The following is an 18,588-nucleotide window of genomic DNA, read 5'->3' on the forward strand; positions in this document are numbered from 1 at the left end:
TTTGAGGGGGAAGGCGTTCCGATCGAGGTCACGGCTGTTGCCTCTGCGTCTTCTCGCGGGCGTCTTCTTGTACGGCTTCGCGCAGGCGATAGCCCAGCCCACGCACCGTCTCGATCACCACGCCGCTGTCCTGAATCTTCTTGCGCAGCCGCCCGATGTAGACCTCGATCGCATTTTCGCTGGCATCGTCGGCCAGACCGAAGAGCTTGTCCATCAACTGGCCCTTGCTGAAAACCTGGCCGGGCTGGGCGATCAGCACCTCCAGCAGCCGCAGTTCGCGGCTGCGCAGGTCGAGCGGCTGGCCGTCGGCGGTTACCCGCGAGGCCGCGGCGTCCAGTTCCAGGGCACCGACCTGAACCAGGCTCTGAGACTGCCCGTGGCGGCGGCGCACCACGGCGCGGCAGCGCGCGTCCAGCTCGGCCACGTCGAAGGGCTTGGTCATATAGTCGTCGGCCCCGAGATCGAGCAGGTGCACCCGGTCGGTGACCTGGGAGCGCGCGGTCAGCATCAGCACCGGCAGATCGTCCTCCCGCGCGCGGATCTGCTGCAGGATCTCGCGGCCGTCGCCGCCGGGCAGCATGATGTCCAGGATCACCAGGTCGTAGCCGCCGGCCTCGGCGCGCAGGTAGTCTTCGGCCTCCGGCGCGCTGCGGGCCCAGTCGACCGCATGGCCGCTGCCGCGGAAATGGCGGTCCAGGGCGTCGCCCAGATCCTCGTTATCCTCCACTAAGAGCAGCCTCAAAAGCGGGCCCCTTCGTTCTTTTTTGCCGCCACGCCCCCCGGTCGATCCCCCGGTCGATCCCCCGGTCGATCCCCCGGTCGATCCCCCGGTCGATCTCCTGGCCGATTAGGCGTATTTGCCTGGCAGTATCGCGACAGGTTGGCGTCAGGTTCCCGCGCTATGGTCCTCTTCGGGTAAGGCGGGCAATCAACCCGTCGATAATGCATTGGGAGGAAAGAATGCGAAAGTTTCCCATGACCCGCCGCGCCTTTGCGGCGGCGGCCGGTGCTGCTCTGGCCGCGTCCCTCGGTCTGGCTTCGGCCCAGGCGCAAGAAATCGACAAGCTGCACTTCCTGATCCCCGGCGGCGCCGGCGGCGGCTGGGACGGCACCGCGCGGGGCACCGGCGAGGCCCTGACCAAGGCGGGGCTGGTCGGTTCGGCATCCTATGAGAACATGTCCGGCGGCGGCGGCGGCAAGGCCATCGCCCACCTGATCGAGACGGCGGAAAAGCAGGAAGGCACCCTGATGGTGAACTCCACGCCGATCGTCATCCGCTCGCTTCAGGGCGTCTTCCCGCAGTCCTTCCGCGATCTGACGCCCATCGCCTCGACCATCGGCGATTATGCGGCCATGGTGGTGAACAAGGATTCCGACGTTCAGGATTTCGCCGGCCTGGTTGCGGCCTACAACGCCGATCCCACGAACGTCGCCATCGGCGGCGGCTCGGTTGCCGGTGGCATGGACCATCTGGTCGCCGCCCTGGTCATGAAGGGTACGGGGGCAGAGCCCACCGCGGTGAAGTACATTCCCTACGATGCCGGCGGCAAGGCCATGGCCGGCCTGCTCTCCGGCGAGATCAAGGCACTCTCCACCGGTTTCGGCGAGGCCATCGAGCTGGCCAAGCAGGGTGAGGTGCGCATTCTCTGCGTCACCTCCATGGATCGCCTGGACGCGGCTCCGGACGTGCCGACCTGCGATGAAGCCGGCTCCAAGGGCACCCAGTTCGTGAACTGGCGCGGCTTCTTTGCCGCCCCCGGTCTCTCGGAGGAAAAGAAGGCCGCCTATGTCGACGCCTTGAAGAAGATGTACGACACGCCGGAGTGGGAGACCGTCCGTGCCCGCAACGGCTGGGTTAACATCTACAACCCCGATGCGGAGTTTGTCGGCTTCCTGGAGACCCAGGAAAAGCAGATCGGCGATCTGATGAAGGAACTGGGCTTCCTGTAAGCGCCTGAGGCGCGTTCCGGAAGTATCCGAGAAGGGGGAGCCCCCGGACCCCGGCTCCCCCATTTCTCCTTGCCGCAGGCCGGTGCTGCCCGGCACAGTTTTCCGGCGCGTGAGCCGGATGGGGGGATCTGGACATGTTGACCCGCGACCGCATCGGCGCCCTGCTGATGCTCGTCTTCAGCCTCTTCTACTGGTTGCATATCGACGATATCAGGGTGCTTCCCTTTCAGGCGTCCTCCGCCATGACCGGACAGACGATCCCCGAGATCCTGGCCGTGCTGGGCATCGGCCTTTCGGTGCTGGCGCTGCTGCGCCCATCCAGTTCCGAAAAGCTTGTGCTCACCGGCTTTCAATGGCGCCGCGCTGCGCTGATCTGCCTGCTCATGATCGCCTATGGCTTCACCGTCCGGCCCGTCGGCTTCCTGATTTCCACGAGCCTCTTTCTGATCGGCAGCATCGTGGTGCTGGGCGAGCGCCGGCTCTGGGTCATCCTGGTGGCTTCGGTGCCGCTGGTGGTTCTGTTCTGGGCGCTGATGACCCAGGTGCTGGGGGTCTTCATCGAGCCCTGGCCCGAGTTCCTGGGGGAGTAAGGCCATGCTCGAAGGCATCTGGTCCGGCCTGACCACCGCCGCCTCGCCCATCAACCTGCTGATGGTGGCGGTCGGCTGTTTCGTCGGCACCTTCATCGGCATGTTGCCGGGATTGGGGCCGATCTCAGCCATCGCGCTGATGATTCCCATCACCTACGGCTTCGATCCGGCCACCGGGCTGATCCTCATGGCCGGTGTCTACTACGGCGCCATTTTCGGCGGTTCGACCTCCTCGATCCTGATCAACGCGCCGGGTGTGGCCGGTACGGTGGCGACCGCCTTCGACGGCTATCCCTTGGCGCGCCAGGGCATGGCCGGCAAGGCGCTGGCCATCGCCGCCTATTCCTCCTTCTCCGGCGGCACCATCGCCGCCATCCTGCTGCTCATCGCCGCGCCGTCGCTGGCGGTGGTGTCGCGCGCCTTCCAGTCGACCGACTACTTCGCGCTGATGGTGCTGGGACTGACGGCGGTGGCGGCCTTTGCCGGCAAGGGCAACGTCATCAAGGCGCTCTTGATGACCGTGGTCGGCCTGATGCTGGCGACGGTGGGCAGCGACCCCAGTATGGGCGTGCCGCGCTTTACCTTCGGCATGATCGACTTGGCCGACGGCATTTCCTTCCTGCTGCTGGCGATGGCGACCTTCGCGCTCTCCGAAGCGCTGATGGGAATCATCCGGCCGAAGTCGGACGCCGACCGCCTGCGGGAGATGGAGGCCCAGAAAAACCTCGGCTCCATGAAGGTGGAAAAGTCCGAGATCAAGGAAATGGCGCCGGTCATCGGCCGCTCCTCGGTGCTCGGCTTCTTCGTCGGCGTGCTGCCCGGGGCGGGCGCCACCATCGCCTCTTTCCTCGCCTACGGCATCGAGCAGCGCCTCGCCGGGCCAAAGAAGGGGGCGCTCTTCGGCAAGGGCTCGGTGCGCGGCCTTTCGGCGCCGGAGACAGCGAACAACGCGGCCTGCTCCGGTTCCTTCGTGCCGTTGCTGACCCTGGGCATCCCGGGCTCCGGCACCACGGCGATCATGCTGGGAGCGCTGATTTCCTACGGCATCCAGCCGGGCCCGCAGCTCTTCGAGCGCAACCCGGAGGTCTTCTGGTCGGTCATCATCTCGATGTACATCGGCAACGTGATCCTGCTGGTGCTGAACCTGCCGCTGATCCCCTACATCGCGCGGGTCCTGGCCGTGCCCTCGACAGTGCTGCTGCCGATGATCGTGTTCTTCTCGCTGATCGGCGTCTACTTCGTCTCCTTCAACACCTTCGACATCCACCTGATGGTGCTTTTCGCCGTGGTGGCGGTGGCGCTCAGGCTGCTCGATTTCCCTATGGCACCGATGCTGCTGGGCTTCATTTTGGGCGGGATGATGGAGGAGAACCTGCGCCGCGCCCTGTCGATCTACAACGACAGCTGGTCCTTCCTGTGGGAGCGCGGCCTGACCCTTTCCATCCTGATCATCGCCGCGCTGGTGCTCTTCGTGCCCATGATCGGCCCCAAGATCACCGCCGCCCTGGCCCGCCGCAAGGAAACCGCCGGCGAGGGGGGGTGACGCCAGGGACTCATGGCAGGGGCTGACGGGGGGCTGTACCCCGGTGCTATAGTCCCGCTCCAACAACGAAGAGACTTCACAGGGGCGGGACCGGCTTATGGCGGCGGAGACGGAGCGGCAGGACGCCGGAACCTATGACTATGTGATCGTCGGCGCGGGCTCGGCCGGCTGCTGTCTGGCTAACCGGCTTTCCGCCGATCCCGACGTCTCGGTGCTGCTGCTGGAGGCCGGCGGCAAGGACTCCTGGCACTGGATCCACATCCCCGTCGGCTATCTCTACACCATGAACACGCCGCGCACCGACTGGTGTTTCAAGACCGAGGCGGAGGCGGGGCTGAACGGGCGGGCGCTGGCCTATCCGCGCGGGCGGGTGCTGGGCGGCTGTTCCTCCATCAACGGCATGATCTACATGCGCGGCCAGGCGCGCGACTACGACACCTGGCGCCAGGCGGGCAATGTCGGCTGGTCCTGGGACGAGGTCCTGCCCTACTTCAAGCGCTCCGAGGATCACTTCCAGGGCGGCGACGACCATCACGGGGGTGAAGGGGAGTGGCGCGTCGAGGAACAGCGCCTCTCCTGGGAGATCCTGGATGCCTTCCGCGAAGCCGCGGCCCAGTCCGGCATCCCCCCGACCGAGGACTTCAACCGCGGGGACAACGAGGGCTGCGGCTATTTCCAGGTCAACCAGAAGAAGGGCGTGCGCTGGAACACCGCCAAGGCCTTTCTGCATCCGGTTGCCGGGCGCCCCAACCTCACGGTCCTCACCCATGCCCAGGCCGAGCGCTTGGTGCTGGAGGGCCGGCAGGTCACCGGCATCGACTTCGCCCAGGCCGGGCAGCCGCGGCGCGCCACCGCCCGCGGCGAGGTGATCCTGGCCGCCGGCGCCGTGGGCTCGCCGCAGCTTCTGGAGCTTTCGGGCATCGGCCAGGGCGCGCTGCTGCAGAGCCAGGGCATCGCCGTGGCCCACGACATGCCGGATGTTGGGGAGAATCTGCAGGACCACCTGCAGATGCGCATGATCTTCCAGGTGGAAAACACAGTCACCCTGAACCAGCGCGCCGGCAGCCTCATCGGCAAGGCGCTGATGGGGGTGGAGTACCTGCTGTTTCGCCGCGGGCCGCTGGCCATGGCGCCCAGCCAGCTGGGCGCTTTCGTCAGGTCCGACGCGGCGCGGGAGACGCCGGATCTGCAGTACCACGTCCAGCCGCTCAGCCTCGACAGGTTCGGCGAGCCGCTGCACGACTTTCCGGCCTTCACCGCCTCGGTCTGCAACCTGCGCCCGGAAAGCCGCGGCAGCATCCATATCGGCAGTGCCGACTACCGCGCGGCGCCGGTCATCAAGCCGAACTACCTGACCGCGCCCGGCGACCGCGCCGTGGCGGCCTCCGCGATCCGCCTGACCCGCCGCATCTGTGCGGCCCCGGCGCTGGCGCGCTTTCGCCCGCGCGAGTACATGCCCGGGCCGGAGATCGAGGGCAACGAGGAGCTGGCGCGCGCTGCCGGGGATATCGGCACCACCATCTTCCATCCGGTCGGGACCTGCCGGATGGGCGGCGACGACCGGGCGGTGGTGGACGCCCGGCTCAGGGTCCGGGGCCTCGGGGGGCTCAGGATCGCCGATGCCTCGGTCATGCCGACGATAACCTCCGGCAACACCAATTCCCCCACCATCATGATCGCCGAGAAGGCCGCCGACATGATCCGCGAGGACCGGCGCGCCGCCGCCGCCTCGGCCGCCTGACCATAGCGGGAGTCCTGGAATCTCCGGCGTCCCATGCTTCGAGACGGGCCTGCCGGCCCTCCTCAGCATGAGGCGGGAAGCAGGCAAGGGACTCCGTCCTCATCCTGAGGTGCGGAGCGAAGCGCAGCCTCGAAGGATGGGACACTTGGCGCCGTCTCGGCCCCATCGGCGTGAACCGCCCTTCGCCGGCTGGTCTTGATCGAGGTCAATGGCGCGGGCTTTCAGGGGCCTTAGTGTGCCGGAATGACCAGCATTCCGACCCGCCTGGCCGAAGCCCAGGCCCCGCGCTACACCAGCTATCCCACAGCGCCGCACTTCAGCGGGGCCGTCGATGGCGCGGCCTATCGGCGCTGGCTGGCGGCCCTGCCGCCGGAGACGCCGCTGTCGCTCTATCTCCATGTGCCCTTCTGCCACCAGCTCTGCTGGTACTGCGGCTGCCACACGGGGGTCGCCAACGACTACAAGCGCGTGGCCGCCTACGTCGACCTGCTGCAGCAGGAAATCGGGCTGCTGGCCAGCGCCCTGGGCCAGAAGGGAACGCCGCGCCGCCCGGTGACGGCGCTGCACTGGGGCGGCGGCACGCCCTCCATCCTCTCGGCCGAGGACTTCGCGGCGGTGATGGACCACCTGAAGCAGGTCTTCGACTTCCAGCCGGGCGCCGAACTCGCGATCGAGATCGATCCGCGCCACCTGACGGCGGAAAAGGCTGCGGCGCTGGCCGCGGCGGGGATCAACCGGGCGAGCCTCGGCGTGCAGGACTTCAACCCGCACGTCCAGGAGGCCATCAATCGGGAGCAGTCCTTCCAGACCACCGTGGATGCGGCGCGCCGGCTGCGCGCAGCGGGGATCGAGGCGCTCAACGTCGATCTCATGTACGGCCTGCCATATCAGGGGCTGAACGACGTAAAGCAGACGGCATCCCTGACCGCCGACATCCGGCCCGACCGGGTCTCGGTCTTCGGTTACGCCCATGTGCCCTGGATGAAGAAGCATCAGCGCATGATCGACACGGCGGCCCTGCCGGGCGTCGAAGAACGGCTGGCTCAGGCCGATATGGCCGAGCGGGTGCTGCTGCTGCGCGGCTACCGGGCCGTCGGCCTCGACCACTTCGCGCTGCCGGGCGACCCGTTGTTCCGGGCCGCCGGCGAAGGAGAACTGCGCCGCAACTTCCAGGGCTATACCACCGATCAGGCTGAGGTGCTGCTGGGGCTCGGCGTTTCCTCCATCGGCACCCTGCCCCAGGGCTACGCCCAGAACGAGAAGGATCTCATCGCCTACGCCAAGGCCTTGCGCGCCGGGCGCCTGCCGGTGGTCCGCGGCGTCGCCCTCTCGTCGGAAGACCGCCTGCGCCGCGACATCATCCAGGCGCTGATGTGCGATTTCACCGTCGATCTGGAGCGCCAGGCCGCGCTCCACGGTCTGCCCGGCTTCGACTTCTCTGAGGATCTGGCGCGCCTGCGGCCGCTGGCCGCCGAAGGTCTCGCTGCCGTCGAGGGCGCCCGGGTGCAGGTCAGCGCCGAGGGGCGCCGGGTGGTCCGTCTCATCGCCGCCTGCTTCGATGCCTATCTCGGCGCCGCCAAGGCCGGCGGCACCCAGCGCCACAGCCAGGCGGTCTGAGGCGGCAGTAAAAGAGAATTCTTGGCGAGTTTTATCTACCTTTGATTGCGGTTTGTTAACGCCTGCGGGTGCAGACTTCGGCTCCATTCGGCTGAGCCGGAGGGCGGGCCCTTTGTGGCAGACCCTCCCGGCGCAGGCGTGGGGAAGGAGGAGCCGCAATGAAACTTGCCGTCTTCGGAACGCTGGCCACGACTTTCATCTTCGGCCTCCGGCATTTCCCCGCTTTCTACCTGCTGTGTCTGCTGACCAGCGTTCCGCGCTATCTCTATGGCGCCCTCTCCGGCCGGAGCCTCGAAGATCAGCTCGCGACTCCGGCAACCTGGGGCGACGATCTTCTGACCGCGGTGGAGGTCGTGCTCGCCGGCTTGGTGACGGCGGTGATGGTCTGGACTCTCATCCGCGATCAGAGCGGAGAACGCTGGACGGTGATTCCGGCTTTTCGGGACGTCTTCGAGCACCTGCCCATGATCTTCGGCGTGGGCGGCTGCGTGGCTCTGATCTCCATGCTGTTTTCGGTGATGTTCGATCTCGCGATTGCCCTGGCGCCGCTTGCGATCATTGTGCCTGCACTGCTGATTGCCGTTCTGGCATTGGTCTTCGCCGTGGTGCTGCCCTGCGCCGCCGTCAGCGAGTCCGGTATCCTGGAATGCTTTGCGGAAAGTGCGGCGCTGACGGCAGGATCGCGCCTGCGCATCCTGATGCTCTATGTTCTGGTTTCGATTCCCCTGGTCATCGTGAGTTTTCTGGCGCTCGTGATCCTGCAGCCCGACGCCCGGACCGGCCTGCCTGCGGAGTGGGCTTTCCTGGGAATGGCAGCCCTCAACGTCTTCCTCTTTGCAACCCCGGTGGCGATCCACAACGCCCTGGCCGAACCCGACAGCGGCGGCGTCCTCGTGGAGACCGCGGCGGTTTTCGACTAGGCGCTCCGGAGCACTTGCCTCGCTCTGAGAAGCATAGATGTTGCTAATTTGTTCTTGCATCAATAGCGTTTATGTTGTTCCATTTCGGCAGTTTTTCATTTTCTGGTTGATTGATCCCGGACCGGGCGGGGACGCGTAGTATGGCTCATAAACAGAGGGTTGGAAGCGGCCAAGGGATGAGGCGGCTCGAGATCTCAGCTTCGATCTTCGGGGCCCTCGGCTTTGGCCTGCGCCATGTCGTAGCCTTCTTCGTGCTGGGCCTATTGCCGGGACTGCCGAAGTACCTGCACAGCTTCCTGCCTCGCGAAGATCTCGGCGCGCAGTTGCAGGAGGTCTGGCCGCAGGGGCAGGCCTTCCCGGAGGGCATGCGCAGCTTCCTCCTGCCACGCCCGGAATGGGAGACGGAGTTCGCGGTGCCGCTGGCCGAGACTTTTCTGTTCGGTATTGCTTTGGCGGTGGTCGTGCAAACCTTGGCGGGCGACCGGCGCGGCGCGACCTGGTCGGTGTTTTCAGCACTTGGCGCCGTTCTGCGGCACCTGCCGACAGTGCTGGGCGTCAGCCTGGTCTGCGCCCTTGCATTGGCCACCGCCAACTACCTGAGCGCTGTCATCCCCTATGCCGCACTCCCGCTTGGGCTTTTCGCGCTTTTTCTGAGCGTTGTCTTCTGCGTCGTGATTCCCTGCGCGGCCGTCGAGAATCACGGGATGGCAGATTGCATTGAGTACAGCGCCGAGTTGAGCAACGGATCGCGCTGGCGCATCGTCGCAGTTTTCGTGCTCAGTTTCCTGCCGATCTTCGGCGTCGGTTTTGCGACGGCTCTCGTCCTCCAATATGCGTTCGACGTGAGAAGTCTCGACATTGCGCCGCATTGGCGCCTTGTCGGCGGCGCCCTGTTTGCCGTCTACTTCCTCCCCCTGATGGCCGTCATCCACGAGGCCTTGGTTGCGTTGAAGGAGGGGCCGGACCCTGGTGCCGCCGCAGCGGTTTTCGACTAGGGCCGCCGCGCGCCGCCCCCTATAGTGCGGGCCGACTGCAATACGGGTGATAGGGAGCGGCGGTGAAGATTCTGGTTATGCCGGGCGATGGGATCGGCGAGGAAATCACCCGGTCGACCCTGACGGTGTTGGAGGCCGCCGACCGGCGCTTCGGCCTGGGCTTGGTTTTCGAGAAGGCGGAGATCGGCCTCAAGGCCCTGGCGCATCATGGCACCACCCTGCCGGAAGGCGTGCTCGAACGCGCCCGCGCCAGCGACGGCATCCTGCTCGGCCCCATCTCCCACCTCGACTACCCCCCGGCGCAGGACGGCGGGATCAACATCTCCGGTGTGGTGCGCGTCCAGCTCGACCTCTACGCCAACGTGCGCCCCGCGCGCACCCGGCCCGGCCTGCCCAACAAGGCCGGCGACTTCGACCTCGTGATCATGCGTGAGGCGACCGAGGGCTTCTATCCCGACCGTAACATGTATGCCGGCAACGGCGAGTTCATGCCCGATCCGGACACCGCGCTTTCGCTGCGCAAGGTCACCCGCCGCGCCTCCGAGCGCATTGCGCGCCGGTCCTTCGAACTGGCGGCCAAGCGGCGCGGCAAGGTGACCGCGATCCACAAGGCCAACACCTTTCGCATCACCGACGGCCTCTTTCTGGAGGCGGTACGTGCGGTGGCCTCGGACTATCCCGCGATCGAACTGGAGGAGGTCATCGTCGATGCCATGGCCGCGCTGCTGGTGCGCGAACCGCAGCGCTTCGATGTGGTCTGCGCCACCAACTTCCACGGCGATATTCTCTCCGACCTGGCTTCAGAGCTCTCCGGCGGCCTGGGCCTCGCCGGCTCGGTCAACGCCGGCGACGATCTCTGCTGTGCCCAGGCCCAGCACGGCTCGGCGCCCGATATCGCCGGACAGGACCGCGCCAATCCCACCTCGCTCATCCTCTCCGCCGCCATGCTGCTCGACTGGCTGGCGCGCCGGCACGGGATGCCGGCCCTCGGAGAGGCGGCGGCGGCCATCGAGCGGGTGGTGGACCAGGCCCTGGCGCGGCCCGAGACCCGCACCGCCGATCTCGGCGGTACGCTCGGGACCCAGGCCTTTGCCGCCGCCATCGCCGAGTCGCTCGATGGGTGAGTCGGCTGGGCCCGGCACCTCTTAATGGTGCCCGGTCGATCAGCCGTCGAGGGATCGACCCGAGATTGCACTCCCGCTATAATTGATGCGGCCGCCGAGGCGGTCTCGCGCGCGGGTTCCGGGGGGACAAGCAGGCAATCCGCTGGTGATCTGAAAGCAACCAACGTCTTTTGGGGGATTCATTTCATGAGTGATTCGACAGCTGCCGGTGGCGGCGATCCCGCCATCGCCATTTCCATCGGCGCCGTGGTGAAGCGCAGCTTCGCCATTTTTTTCGCCAATCTCATACCCTTCGGAGTTCTGGCGCTTATTCTTCTTTTGCCGAACCTTTTCTTCAATTTCGCCCTCTTAAGTCCTGTGGGCGTTGGCGTAAGCGGCGTACAGATATTCCTCTACCTCGCCGTCTACCTGGTTCTCTACTACTTGCTGATGGGAACCTTGGTCTATGGGACGGTGGCGCAAATGCGCGGTCAGCCAGCCGGTATGGGACTGATCGTCTCCCGGGGTCTGGCGTCGCTTCTCCCGCTCGTTGTCATTGCCGTTGCAACCGTTGTGGCCACGCTCATTGGCTTCATGCTTTTGATCGTTCCCGGCATCTTCCTGATCGTTGTTCTTTCTGTGACCATCCCTGCCTACGTCGTCGAGCGACCGGGTATCGTCAACAGCTTCAAAAGAAGCATGGAACTGACCAAGGGGAATCGCTGGCGGGTTCTCGGTGTTTTGGCGGTGCTTGTTGTCATCTTCGCGGTCGTTGGTTTCGTGGTCTCCTTCGTCACAAACATCCTCGCCGCGATCGGTCTTGGGCTGACCCTTGGCGTCATTGCGAACTATGTTGTTTCGGCCCTCACGACGGCCGTTGGGGCGGTTGCGGCGGCGGTGCTCTACCACGACCTTCGGATTGCCAAAGAAGGGGTAAGCACCGACCAGATCGCGGCCGTCTTCGACTAGCCGGGATGCAGCGCAGGCCGGGCACGGCACCTTTCCAACACTCTCGCGCGGACGGTGGCTAGGATGGCCGCCGCCGCGCCGAAGGAGCTTCTTGGCATCGGGTCCGTGCTCGGCACCTCCCTGAAGGTGCTGGGCAGCAACCTTCTGCCGTTCTTCACCATTGCGATCCTGACGATCTCCCCGGTCTACCTCTTTCTCTACTGGTGGGCCTGGAGCGAGAGCGTCTTCGTCTCGCTGAACCTCTGGCAGCTGGAAATCGGCATCGTCCTGGGCGAGATCCTGCTCGGCTTCGTCACCCATGCTGCGGTGGTCTACGGCACCTTTCAGCAGCTCCGGGGGCGGCGAGCGGGCTTTGTCGAGATCGTCCTGACCGGGCTTCGCAATGCTCTCGCCGTGCTGGCTGTGGCCGTGGTCTCAAGCATGCTCGTGATGCTGGGGTTCCTGGCGCTGGTGGTGCCGGGCATCATCCTGGCCACCATGTACTGGGTCGCCATCCCGGCGGCGGTTGTCGAGAAGACCGGCATCGCCGACAGTCTTGCACGCAGCTCCGATCTGACCAGGGGGCACCGCTGGCCGGTGTTCGCTCTCTTTCTGATCTTCTGGGTCGGTCAGGGCCTGTTCGACAGGCTGGTGGAGTCCATGTTCGATTTTGATGGCGACTACAACTTCGCCTTGGCCGTGACCTGGCTGATGTCGGCGGCCATAACGGCCCTGGGCGCCGTCGTCAGCACGGTGACCTACTACCACCTGCGCCGCCTGAAGGAAGGCATCGGTATCGACGAGATCGCCGCCGTTTTCGACTAGCCTTCACCGCCGCCCGCGGGCGGCGCCTTGCGGTCATGCTGGCTCTCGCGCCGCTCGCCGAACAGCATGCGCGATTCCAGGTGGGCGCGCAGCGCTGCATAGAAGGCTTCGAGGAAACGGCGGGGCGAGGGGTCTTCCACGCCGGTCCAGCCGATCTTGCGCTGAATGCGCTTGGTAACCTCCTGCAGCGTGTCCTCGGTTTGCGGTCCCTTCTGGCGCAGGACCTCTTCCAGAGTCTGCAGTTCGTAAATGCCGTAGATCTCCAGCTGGCTGCGGCTGAAGGCGAACTCCGGGTCGACCGCCTGATGGCTGCCGGCCGGGGTCTCGGCCTTGGCAGCGACATCGGTCAGAAGAACGGTTTTCGGCGCCGAGACGACCCAGGTTCCGGCGACGATGTCGCCTGCCCTGAGGCGGTCCTTGTTGAAGAACGGCAGCAGGACGAAGACTCCCAGCCAGCCGAGGGTCAGCAGGTGCACCCAGCCGGCACTGCCGCCTTCCGGCCCGGCGAGCAGCAGGAGCGCGGGCAGGAACAGTTCGACCTCGCGCATAATGTTGCGGGCGAAGACAGAGTCCGGTCGCAGGTAACCGCCCTTGCGGTCGATGACGCGCAGCCCCAGCGCCCGCTTGCCCGGCGTCGCGCCTTGCCAGCGCAGTTCGAAGTAGATGAAGTAGAAGGTCCTGATCAGGAAGAAGGTCAGCAGGATCACCGCAACGGCGATCTCGGTAATGCCGATCTCACTGAAAATGAAGACGATCGCCAGCACCAGAAGCGTGATGGCCACGGCCATGATCACCAGGTCGATCAGCACCGCCGCAGCGCGCTCGCCGCGCTCGGCAAGCTGAAAGGTCAGCGCCACACCCTCCGGCGTAACGATGCGCCGCTCACTGCGCGAGGCTGTCGTATTGGGCGCCTTCTTCTTGGGATCCGGGGCGGCGCCGGAATTGGCGGGCGGTGCCGTGCTAGTCGTCGCCATGGTAACCGCCCTCGTGGCGTCCACGCCCGGCCAGCGTGAAATAGGTGATCCAGAACACCAGGAAGGTGCCGCCGATCACGTACCGGGTCGTGATGTCGGTGACCAGTTGGCGGGCGAAGCCCTCCAGCAGGCCCGCGACCAGCAGCATCACCACGGCGCCCACCGCCAGGGTGCCGGCGGCGCGTCCCCGGCGGGCCAGGCTGTCCAGGCGGCTGTGCTGGTCCGGGAAGACAATGGCGCGGGCCAGTACCAGACCGCCGCCGCCGCAGAGGATGATGGCCAGCAATTCCGTTGTGCCGTGCACCGACAGCCAGGCCGCCAGTTCCCACACCAGCCCCCGGTCGTCGTAGAGCGCCAGAAAGGCGCCGAGGATCAGGCCGTTGTAGAACATCAGCAGGATGGTCGGCACGCCAAGCGCAAACCCCAGAGCAAAGGCCATGAGCGCGACGCGGGAGTTGTGGGTGAAGAGGTAGGTCGCGAAGGTGTAGAGCCGCTCGGCCGTATCGGCCCCGTCATAGAGCGCGCCCTGCAGGCTTTCTGTGGAACTGGCCGGCGTGCGGCCGCCGGCCAGATCGCTGGGAACGAAGCTGTAGAACCACTCGCCCGAGGCCTGCACCAGGAAGAACCCGACGGCGGACCCCAGTACCATCCAGAAACCGGCAATCACGATGGGCCAGAAGGCGGCGCGCACGGCCGCGGGGAAGCTGTGCGAGAAGAAGCCGCCGACCGCTTCGAAGAAGTTGGCCCGCGAGCCATAGACCTGAAAATAGGCGCGCGCACAGAGGCTGTCCAGATAACTGACCACGTTCTGGTCGAGCGAGATGCTGCGGGCGACCGACAGAGACGAGAGCGCGGCCCGGTAAAGGCTGGGCAGCCGAAGAAGCTGTTCCGCCTGCAGCGACTTCAGACCGCTCTTTTCGGCCTTGGCGATCAGGGTCTCGAGTTCGCGCCAGCTCGCCTCGCGTTCGCGGCGGAACTCGTAGCTCTTCAGAGGAGCGGACATGGCATCCCTCCTGGCCAAAGGCGCTGCTGCGAGACTGCGATCCCAGTCCTCTTCAAGTGTGCTGTCATCAGATCAGTTCCCGCCGCTTGATCTCAAGATAGCGGTTGATGATCTCGGGGCCCATCTGCTCGGCGGTTACATCCAGGCAGAGCACGCCCATGCGCCGCAACCGCTCCATCACCAGTCGCCGCTCCCGCAGAAACTCGTCAGCAATGACCGACTGCGACATGGCATTCACCGTGAAGGGCTCCGCATCGACGGTTGCAAGCAGGCCGGGGTCCTGCAGGCAGACGAAGAGCACCAGGTGACGTGACGCGAGGCGTTGCACGTTCTCGACCATCAGCTCTGCGGTAATGGTGTCGACGAACTCGGTCTGCAACACCACCAGGGAACGCCGATCCAGTCGCCCTGCAAGCGCGGAAAGGCCGAGGGTGAAGTTTGTCTCGTCGTCGCTGTAGTCCAGCTCGGCGGCCGCCTTTTGAAGGCGCCAGAAAGTGCCGACGCCGCCGCTCGGGCGGCTGAAGAGCCGCACGCGCGAATCGAAACCGAAGACCCCGATCCGATCGCCGGCGCGCAGGGAGACGTAGCCGAGCTGCAGCCCGGCGTTGACCGCCAGATCCAGCTTGGTGATGCCCTGAAGCGGCTCCTTCATCAGATAGCCGGTATCGAAAGCCAGGATGATCTGATGGTTTCGCTCGCTGTGATACTCCTTGCAGACAAGGCTGCGGTGCCGGGCCGAGTGTTTCCAGTCGATCGAGCGATGATCGAGCCCCGGCACATAGTCGCGCAGCGCTTCGAACTCCGAGCCCTCGCCCTGTTGGCGCTGCGGTTTGACACCGTGCATGGCGTTGGGGTCGGAGAAGGTGACAGCGGTCTGGCGCACGGCGCGGATGTTGGCCGTCACGGTGACCGGCTCCTCGATGGGAACGACATGCACGCGGCTCATCAGGCCCATGGGCCCGCGCCAGCGCAGCCACAGCCGCTCGACCTGAGCGACGCCGCGGCGCAATGGCCGCAAGGGGATGGGCAGCAGGGCCTCCCCCTCGGCGTTCAGGGCGGCGCGCAGCCGCGGCGGGCGTTCCAGAAGATCGCCGAGATCGCAGGCGGCTTCCAGCACGGTGCGCCGCTGAGAGCCTGCTGCGATCCGAACCAGCAGCACATCCTCCTCGCCGATGTAGAGAACCTTCGGCACCTTGGCATCGATGGTCACCCGGGCCGGCGAGAGCATCAGCAGAAGGTCGGTCAGCAGCGCAAAGCCGCAAAGGAAAAGAAGCGCGATGGTAAAGGGCCAAAGCGTCTCGTCCGTCAGCAGAACAGCAAAGCCGACCGGGATGCTCGCAGCGAAGACTGCGACGGCGCGGAAGGTGGGACGGATCATCTGGGCGCCGGCACCTGATCCAGGATCTGCCGGGTCAGAACGTCCGCCTGCAGGCCCTCGATCTCCGCACCGGGTGCCAGGACGATGCGATGGCGCAGGGCCGGCATGGCGATGAACTTCACGTCATCGGGGATCACGTAGTCGCGTCCGTTCATCGCGGCATAGGCCCTGGATGCGGTGGCGATCATGTTGGCCGAACGCGGGGAGGCACCGAACTCCAGCGACTCGTGCTCGCGGGTCGCCCGGACGATGTCGACGATGTAGTCGATGATGTCGTCCGACAGACGCAGTCCGGCAATGGTCGCGCGCATGCTGGCAAGCGCCGCCGGGTCCGCCACCGGCTCCAGCCCGAAGCTGGCAACCTCCGGCATCACACTGCGGTGCCCGTGGCGGGTCACGATGGCGCGCTCCTCGTCGCGCGCGGGATAGTCGAGAATATGCTTGAAGAGAAAGCGGTCGAGCTGCGCTTCCGGCAGCGGATAGGTGCCCTGTTGTTCAATCGGGTTCTGCGTTGCGATGACCATGAAGTTCTCACCCAGGCTATGGGTCTCGCCGTCGATGGTGACGGCACGCTCGTGCATGGCCTGCAGCAGCGCCGCCTGGGTTTTCGGCGGCGTCCGGTTGATCTCGTCGGCCAGCAGGATCTGGGTGAAGATGGGACCTTTGGTCAGGACGAAGCCGCTGGTCTGAAAGTTGAAGATGTTGGTGCCCAGGACATCGCCGGGCATCAGATCGGGGGTAAACTGAATGCGGCCGAAGCTCAGCGAGACGGCGGCGGAAAAGGATTGCGCCAGAAGGGTCTTCGCCGTGCCCGGCACGCCTTCCAGCAGGACATGCCCTTCGGAAAGAAGGGCGGCGATCATCAGATCAAGCGCGGCGTCCTGGCCGACCACGGTTTTGCGGACCTGCTCGCGGATCTGAGCGCAAACCGTCTGAATCGGCGCGATGTCCATGAATCATCTCCTGTTTCCATCGATAAAGGCGCCGCGCGGCGCGTAGAAAGTGTGGCAGCGGCGGGTTCAGCTGCTGCTGCGAGGCGGCGGCCTCGCTGTTGACCTCGCTGTAGCGCAGGTTTGTGCCGCGTGCTTCACCGACCCGGTCCAGCCAACGGCTCCGCCCCGGCGGGTCCAGGTCGCGCGGAATGTTCATATAGCGGCCCAGATCGCGCAGGCAGGCATCGTGGTAGCGGCGCAGAATGTCCGGCAGGTCGCCGGCATACTCGAACAGGCTTGCCGTATTCTCGATCAGGCCGCGTTTGCCCGCCTCCAGCCGCTGCGCTGTCGGCCTCGGCGCGCCAAAGCGTCCGGCGGCTGCCCAGACCAGGATGCCGACGGCGGCGAGCATCTGCAGGGCCGCGAGATTGAGCGGAAAGGTGAGCAGCGCCCGCCAGAGATCCGGCGCCGAGGTGAAGCCGTGGATCGCCTCGTCGAAGATCACTGTTCCGCCGGCGGGCGTGAGGGTCTGTGCCAGCGCCACCGCCAGCAGGGCATTGTCCCCCTCGTCGATGCCGCTGTTGGAGATCACGTCAGGATCCGAAAGGATCCAGTAGGTTGTCCCTTCGCTCCAAAACTCCCCCAGGAGGACACCGTCCTTGCCCTCGATGACCGGAGTCAGGGCGGCGGAGAGAATCAGTTGAGGGTCGGCGATCTCGGGCATGATGTCCCAGTCGGAACCGCGCCAGTCCTGCGGATCTTCGCTGCGGACCACGACCGCCTCGTCCAGAACCTGTTCCAGGACGCGCTCGACCGCCGAGGTCTTGATGAGGCGCATGTCCGCGAGCCACTGCCGCCTGCGGAAGTCCGGCAGGCCCTCCCACTTGGGCAGGACCAGCAGCACGGTCCAGGCTTCCGGCATTTCCCCCATAACCTCGATCGCCTCTGCGCTGTCGTGCGGCTGGGCGATCACCAGGAGGTTGTCGCGGCCCGCCCTGAGCGCGGAGTCCTTGCGGCTGATGACGACCGGCAGATCGGAGTCCCGCAGAATCTCGGTCCAGGCCTTATGGCCGATGGCGGAGTGGGAATAGGCGTTGGCGCCGAAGCTGTTTTCGCTCTGCGGGTCGGAGAACACGGAGATCAGCGCCGCTGCCGTGAACGAGAGAATGCCGACGATCACCAGAATCGCCACCGCGCGAAATGAAAACGTCCCCACGCCCTCGTTCATTGCGGCGCCTGCCCGCTGAAGCGGAGAAAATCCGCGCGGCACTGATCATAGTCGGGTGCTGCGGCATCCCGGCCGCCGAAATGCTTGATCTCCGACAGCGAGACCATGCGCTCCAGCGGGGCCGCCGCTGGGGCCGGGACCGGCGCCAGCCGCAGAACCTCGCGGCTGGTCAGGGCGGGCGGAACCCGGGCTCCCAACTCGCGGCGCAGGCGATCCATTGCGACCAGAAGGAGCAAATGGATGGCTTCCGCGAAGCGCCCCTCAGCCGCCAGCTTGTCCGCTTCCTCCAGAGTCCGGCTGTCGATTGCCCTTTGCCGCGCGCCCAGCGGCGTCTCAACGGTTATCGACTCTTCGTTGCGCCGGTCGCGGTTGAGCCTGAGGCCGGAGCGGTTTTGCAGGGCGTTGTAGAGGAAAATGCCGATCATGACGGCTACGATGGCGGCCACAATCCAGAGGATCGTTTCGATCAGCCACCCGGGAATTGTCATCGGCGTGCGGACCGGCTCTACCTCCGGCGGCGTCGGGCGTTCGGTCTGATAGCGCCCGGCGTCCAGCACCCGGTCACGGGTCTCCTCGACTGCCTGTGGCTCTTGCAGGACTTGGGCAGGCACCGGCCTGGCGAACAGGAGCGCACCGAACAGGGCCGGGCAGACAAGCAACAGCGCCATTGCGGCGGCCCGTCTCCAGCCGAACCCTTTGCGGCGCCCGGCACGGCTCCGGTCAGGCGGGGTGTTCAACTCATAGTTCATCGACTGTCGGATATAACCCGGCGCGCCGCGGCAGGCTATCGCGAAGTTCGGCCCGTGGCCGTCCGGGGCTAGGAAATGGCGCACAACCATCT

At 65.9% G+C, this 18,588-nt stretch carries 17 protein-coding genes; 10 read left to right on the forward strand and 7 right to left on the reverse strand.

Features of this window, described 5'->3' with window-relative positions; translation table 11 throughout:
* Positions 1-28: 28 nt before the first annotated feature.
* On the reverse strand, positions 29-742 hold the full coding sequence (locus tag Q0982_RS22105) for a response regulator transcription factor (RefSeq protein ID WP_299399843.1): 714 nt from the start codon (positions 740-742) through the stop codon (positions 29-31).
* A gap of 218 nt (positions 743-960) precedes the next feature.
* On the opposite strand from Q0982_RS22105, the gene Q0982_RS22110 reads away from it, so the two are divergent.
* The 10 genes from Q0982_RS22110 to Q0982_RS22155 all read left to right on the forward strand — a co-directional run bounded on the left by Q0982_RS22110 (position 961) and on the right by Q0982_RS22155 (position 12,232).
* Positions 961-1,950, forward strand: a complete 990-nt coding sequence (locus tag Q0982_RS22110; protein ID WP_299399845.1) for a tripartite tricarboxylate transporter substrate binding protein — start codon at positions 961-963, stop codon at positions 1,948-1,950.
* Positions 1,951-2,084: 134 nt separating this feature from the next.
* Positions 2,085-2,540 carry a tripartite tricarboxylate transporter TctB family protein gene (locus Q0982_RS22115; RefSeq protein ID WP_299399847.1) on the forward strand — a complete coding sequence of 152 codons (456 nt, stop codon included), beginning with the start codon at positions 2,085-2,087 and terminating at the stop codon, positions 2,538-2,540.
* 4 nt (positions 2,541-2,544) lie between these two features.
* Entirely contained in the window at positions 2,545-4,083 is a 1,539-nt protein-coding gene (locus Q0982_RS22120) for a tripartite tricarboxylate transporter permease (protein WP_299399849.1), read from the forward strand.
* 97 nt (positions 4,084-4,180) lie between these two features.
* Positions 4,181-5,824, forward strand: a complete 1,644-nt coding sequence (locus Q0982_RS22125) for a GMC family oxidoreductase (RefSeq protein ID WP_299399851.1) — start codon at positions 4,181-4,183, stop codon at positions 5,822-5,824.
* A gap of 243 nt (positions 5,825-6,067) precedes the next feature.
* Entirely contained in the window at positions 6,068-7,441 is a 1,374-nt protein-coding gene (hemN, locus tag Q0982_RS22130) for an oxygen-independent coproporphyrinogen III oxidase (protein WP_299399853.1), read from the forward strand.
* A gap of 158 nt (positions 7,442-7,599) precedes the next feature.
* On the forward strand, positions 7,600-8,361 hold the full coding sequence (locus tag Q0982_RS22135) for a hypothetical protein (protein ID WP_299399854.1): 762 nt from the start codon (positions 7,600-7,602) through the stop codon (positions 8,359-8,361).
* Between the two features lie 176 nt (positions 8,362-8,537).
* Positions 8,538-9,356: a hypothetical protein gene (locus Q0982_RS22140; protein WP_299399856.1), complete on the forward strand. Its 819-nt coding sequence runs from the start codon at positions 8,538-8,540 to the stop codon at positions 9,354-9,356.
* A 62-nt stretch (positions 9,357-9,418) separates the two neighbouring features.
* A complete protein-coding gene (locus tag Q0982_RS22145; RefSeq protein ID WP_299399857.1) occupies positions 9,419-10,480 on the forward strand; it encodes an isocitrate/isopropylmalate dehydrogenase family protein in 1,062 nt (353 codons plus the stop codon).
* Positions 10,481-10,666: 186 nt separating this feature from the next.
* Entirely contained in the window at positions 10,667-11,428 is a 762-nt protein-coding gene (locus tag Q0982_RS22150; protein WP_299399859.1) for a hypothetical protein, read from the forward strand.
* Positions 11,429-11,491: 63 nt separating this feature from the next.
* Positions 11,492-12,232 carry a hypothetical protein gene (locus Q0982_RS22155; RefSeq protein ID WP_299399861.1) on the forward strand — a complete coding sequence of 247 codons (741 nt, stop codon included), beginning with the start codon at positions 11,492-11,494 and terminating at the stop codon, positions 12,230-12,232.
* On the opposite strand, the gene Q0982_RS22160 is transcribed toward Q0982_RS22155, so the two are convergent.
* The 6 genes from Q0982_RS22160 to Q0982_RS22185 form a co-directional block, all read right to left on the reverse strand.
* Complete coding sequence (locus Q0982_RS22160; protein WP_299399862.1) at positions 12,229-13,206, reverse strand: RDD family protein; 978 nt, start codon at positions 13,204-13,206, stop codon at positions 12,229-12,231. The two genes, Q0982_RS22155 and Q0982_RS22160, sit on opposite strands and share 4 nt — an antisense overlap.
* Entirely contained in the window at positions 13,193-14,209 is a 1,017-nt protein-coding gene (locus Q0982_RS22165; RefSeq protein WP_299399864.1) for a stage II sporulation protein M, read from the reverse strand. Before Q0982_RS22165 ends, Q0982_RS22160 begins: the two co-directional genes overlap by 14 nt.
* A 67-nt stretch (positions 14,210-14,276) precedes the next feature.
* Complete coding sequence (locus tag Q0982_RS22170) at positions 14,277-15,587, reverse strand: DUF58 domain-containing protein (protein WP_299399867.1); 1,311 nt, start codon at positions 15,585-15,587, stop codon at positions 14,277-14,279.
* On the reverse strand, positions 15,584-16,540 hold the full coding sequence (locus Q0982_RS22175; protein ID WP_299399869.1) for a MoxR family ATPase: 957 nt from the start codon (positions 16,538-16,540) through the stop codon (positions 15,584-15,586). Before Q0982_RS22175 ends, Q0982_RS22170 begins: the two co-directional genes overlap by 4 nt.
* On the reverse strand, positions 16,455-17,747 hold the full coding sequence (locus tag Q0982_RS22180) for a DUF4350 domain-containing protein (RefSeq protein ID WP_299399871.1): 1,293 nt from the start codon (positions 17,745-17,747) through the stop codon (positions 16,455-16,457). Before Q0982_RS22180 ends, Q0982_RS22175 begins: the two co-directional genes overlap by 86 nt.
* Positions 17,744-18,415 (reverse strand): DUF4129 domain-containing protein, encoded by a 672-nt coding sequence (locus Q0982_RS22185; RefSeq protein ID WP_299399873.1) that lies wholly within the window; start codon positions 18,413-18,415, stop codon positions 17,744-17,746. Before Q0982_RS22185 ends, Q0982_RS22180 begins: the two co-directional genes overlap by 4 nt.
* Positions 18,416-18,588 lie beyond the last annotated feature (173 nt).

Origin of the sequence: Pelagibius sp. (genome assembly GCF_028281305.1) — a bacterium.
Lineage (GTDB): Bacteria > Pseudomonadota > Alphaproteobacteria > Kiloniellales > Kiloniellaceae > Pelagibius.

What these genes read in the sequence shown, in the direction of transcription:
- Q0982_RS22110 (WP_299399845.1), top strand. Translation starts at nt 961, where the DNA reads ATGCGAAAGTTTCCCATGACCCGCCGCGCCTTTGCGGCGGCGGCCGGT.
- Q0982_RS22115 (WP_299399847.1), top strand. Translation starts at nt 2,085, where the DNA reads ATGTTGACCCGCGACCGCATCGGCGCCCTGCTGATGCTCGTCTTCAGC.
- Q0982_RS22120 (WP_299399849.1), top strand. Translation starts at nt 2,545, where the DNA reads ATGCTCGAAGGCATCTGGTCCGGCCTGACCACCGCCGCCTCGCCCATC.
- Q0982_RS22125 (WP_299399851.1), top strand. Translation starts at nt 4,181, where the DNA reads ATGGCGGCGGAGACGGAGCGGCAGGACGCCGGAACCTATGACTATGTG.
- hemN (WP_299399853.1), top strand. Translation starts at nt 6,068, where the DNA reads ATGACCAGCATTCCGACCCGCCTGGCCGAAGCCCAGGCCCCGCGCTAC.
- Q0982_RS22135 (WP_299399854.1), top strand. Translation starts at nt 7,600, where the DNA reads ATGAAACTTGCCGTCTTCGGAACGCTGGCCACGACTTTCATCTTCGGC.
- Q0982_RS22140 (WP_299399856.1), top strand. Translation starts at nt 8,538, where the DNA reads ATGAGGCGGCTCGAGATCTCAGCTTCGATCTTCGGGGCCCTCGGCTTT.
- Q0982_RS22150 (WP_299399859.1), top strand. Translation starts at nt 10,667, where the DNA reads ATGAGTGATTCGACAGCTGCCGGTGGCGGCGATCCCGCCATCGCCATT.
- Q0982_RS22155 (WP_299399861.1), top strand. Translation starts at nt 11,492, where the DNA reads ATGGCCGCCGCCGCGCCGAAGGAGCTTCTTGGCATCGGGTCCGTGCTC.
- Q0982_RS22160 (WP_299399862.1), bottom strand. Translation starts at nt 13,206, where the DNA reads ATGGCGACGACTAGCACGGCACCGCCCGCCAATTCCGGCGCCGCCCCG.
- Q0982_RS22165 (WP_299399864.1), bottom strand. Translation starts at nt 14,209, where the DNA reads ATGTCCGCTCCTCTGAAGAGCTACGAGTTCCGCCGCGAACGCGAGGCG.
- Q0982_RS22170 (WP_299399867.1), bottom strand. Translation starts at nt 15,587, where the DNA reads ATGATCCGTCCCACCTTCCGCGCCGTCGCAGTCTTCGCTGCGAGCATC.
- Q0982_RS22175 (WP_299399869.1), bottom strand. Translation starts at nt 16,540, where the DNA reads ATGGACATCGCGCCGATTCAGACGGTTTGCGCTCAGATCCGCGAGCAG.
- Q0982_RS22180 (WP_299399871.1), bottom strand. Translation starts at nt 17,747, where the DNA reads ATGAACGAGGGCGTGGGGACGTTTTCATTTCGCGCGGTGGCGATTCTG.
- Q0982_RS22185 (WP_299399873.1), bottom strand. Translation starts at nt 18,415, where the DNA reads ATGGCGCTGTTGCTTGTCTGCCCGGCCCTGTTCGGTGCGCTCCTGTTC.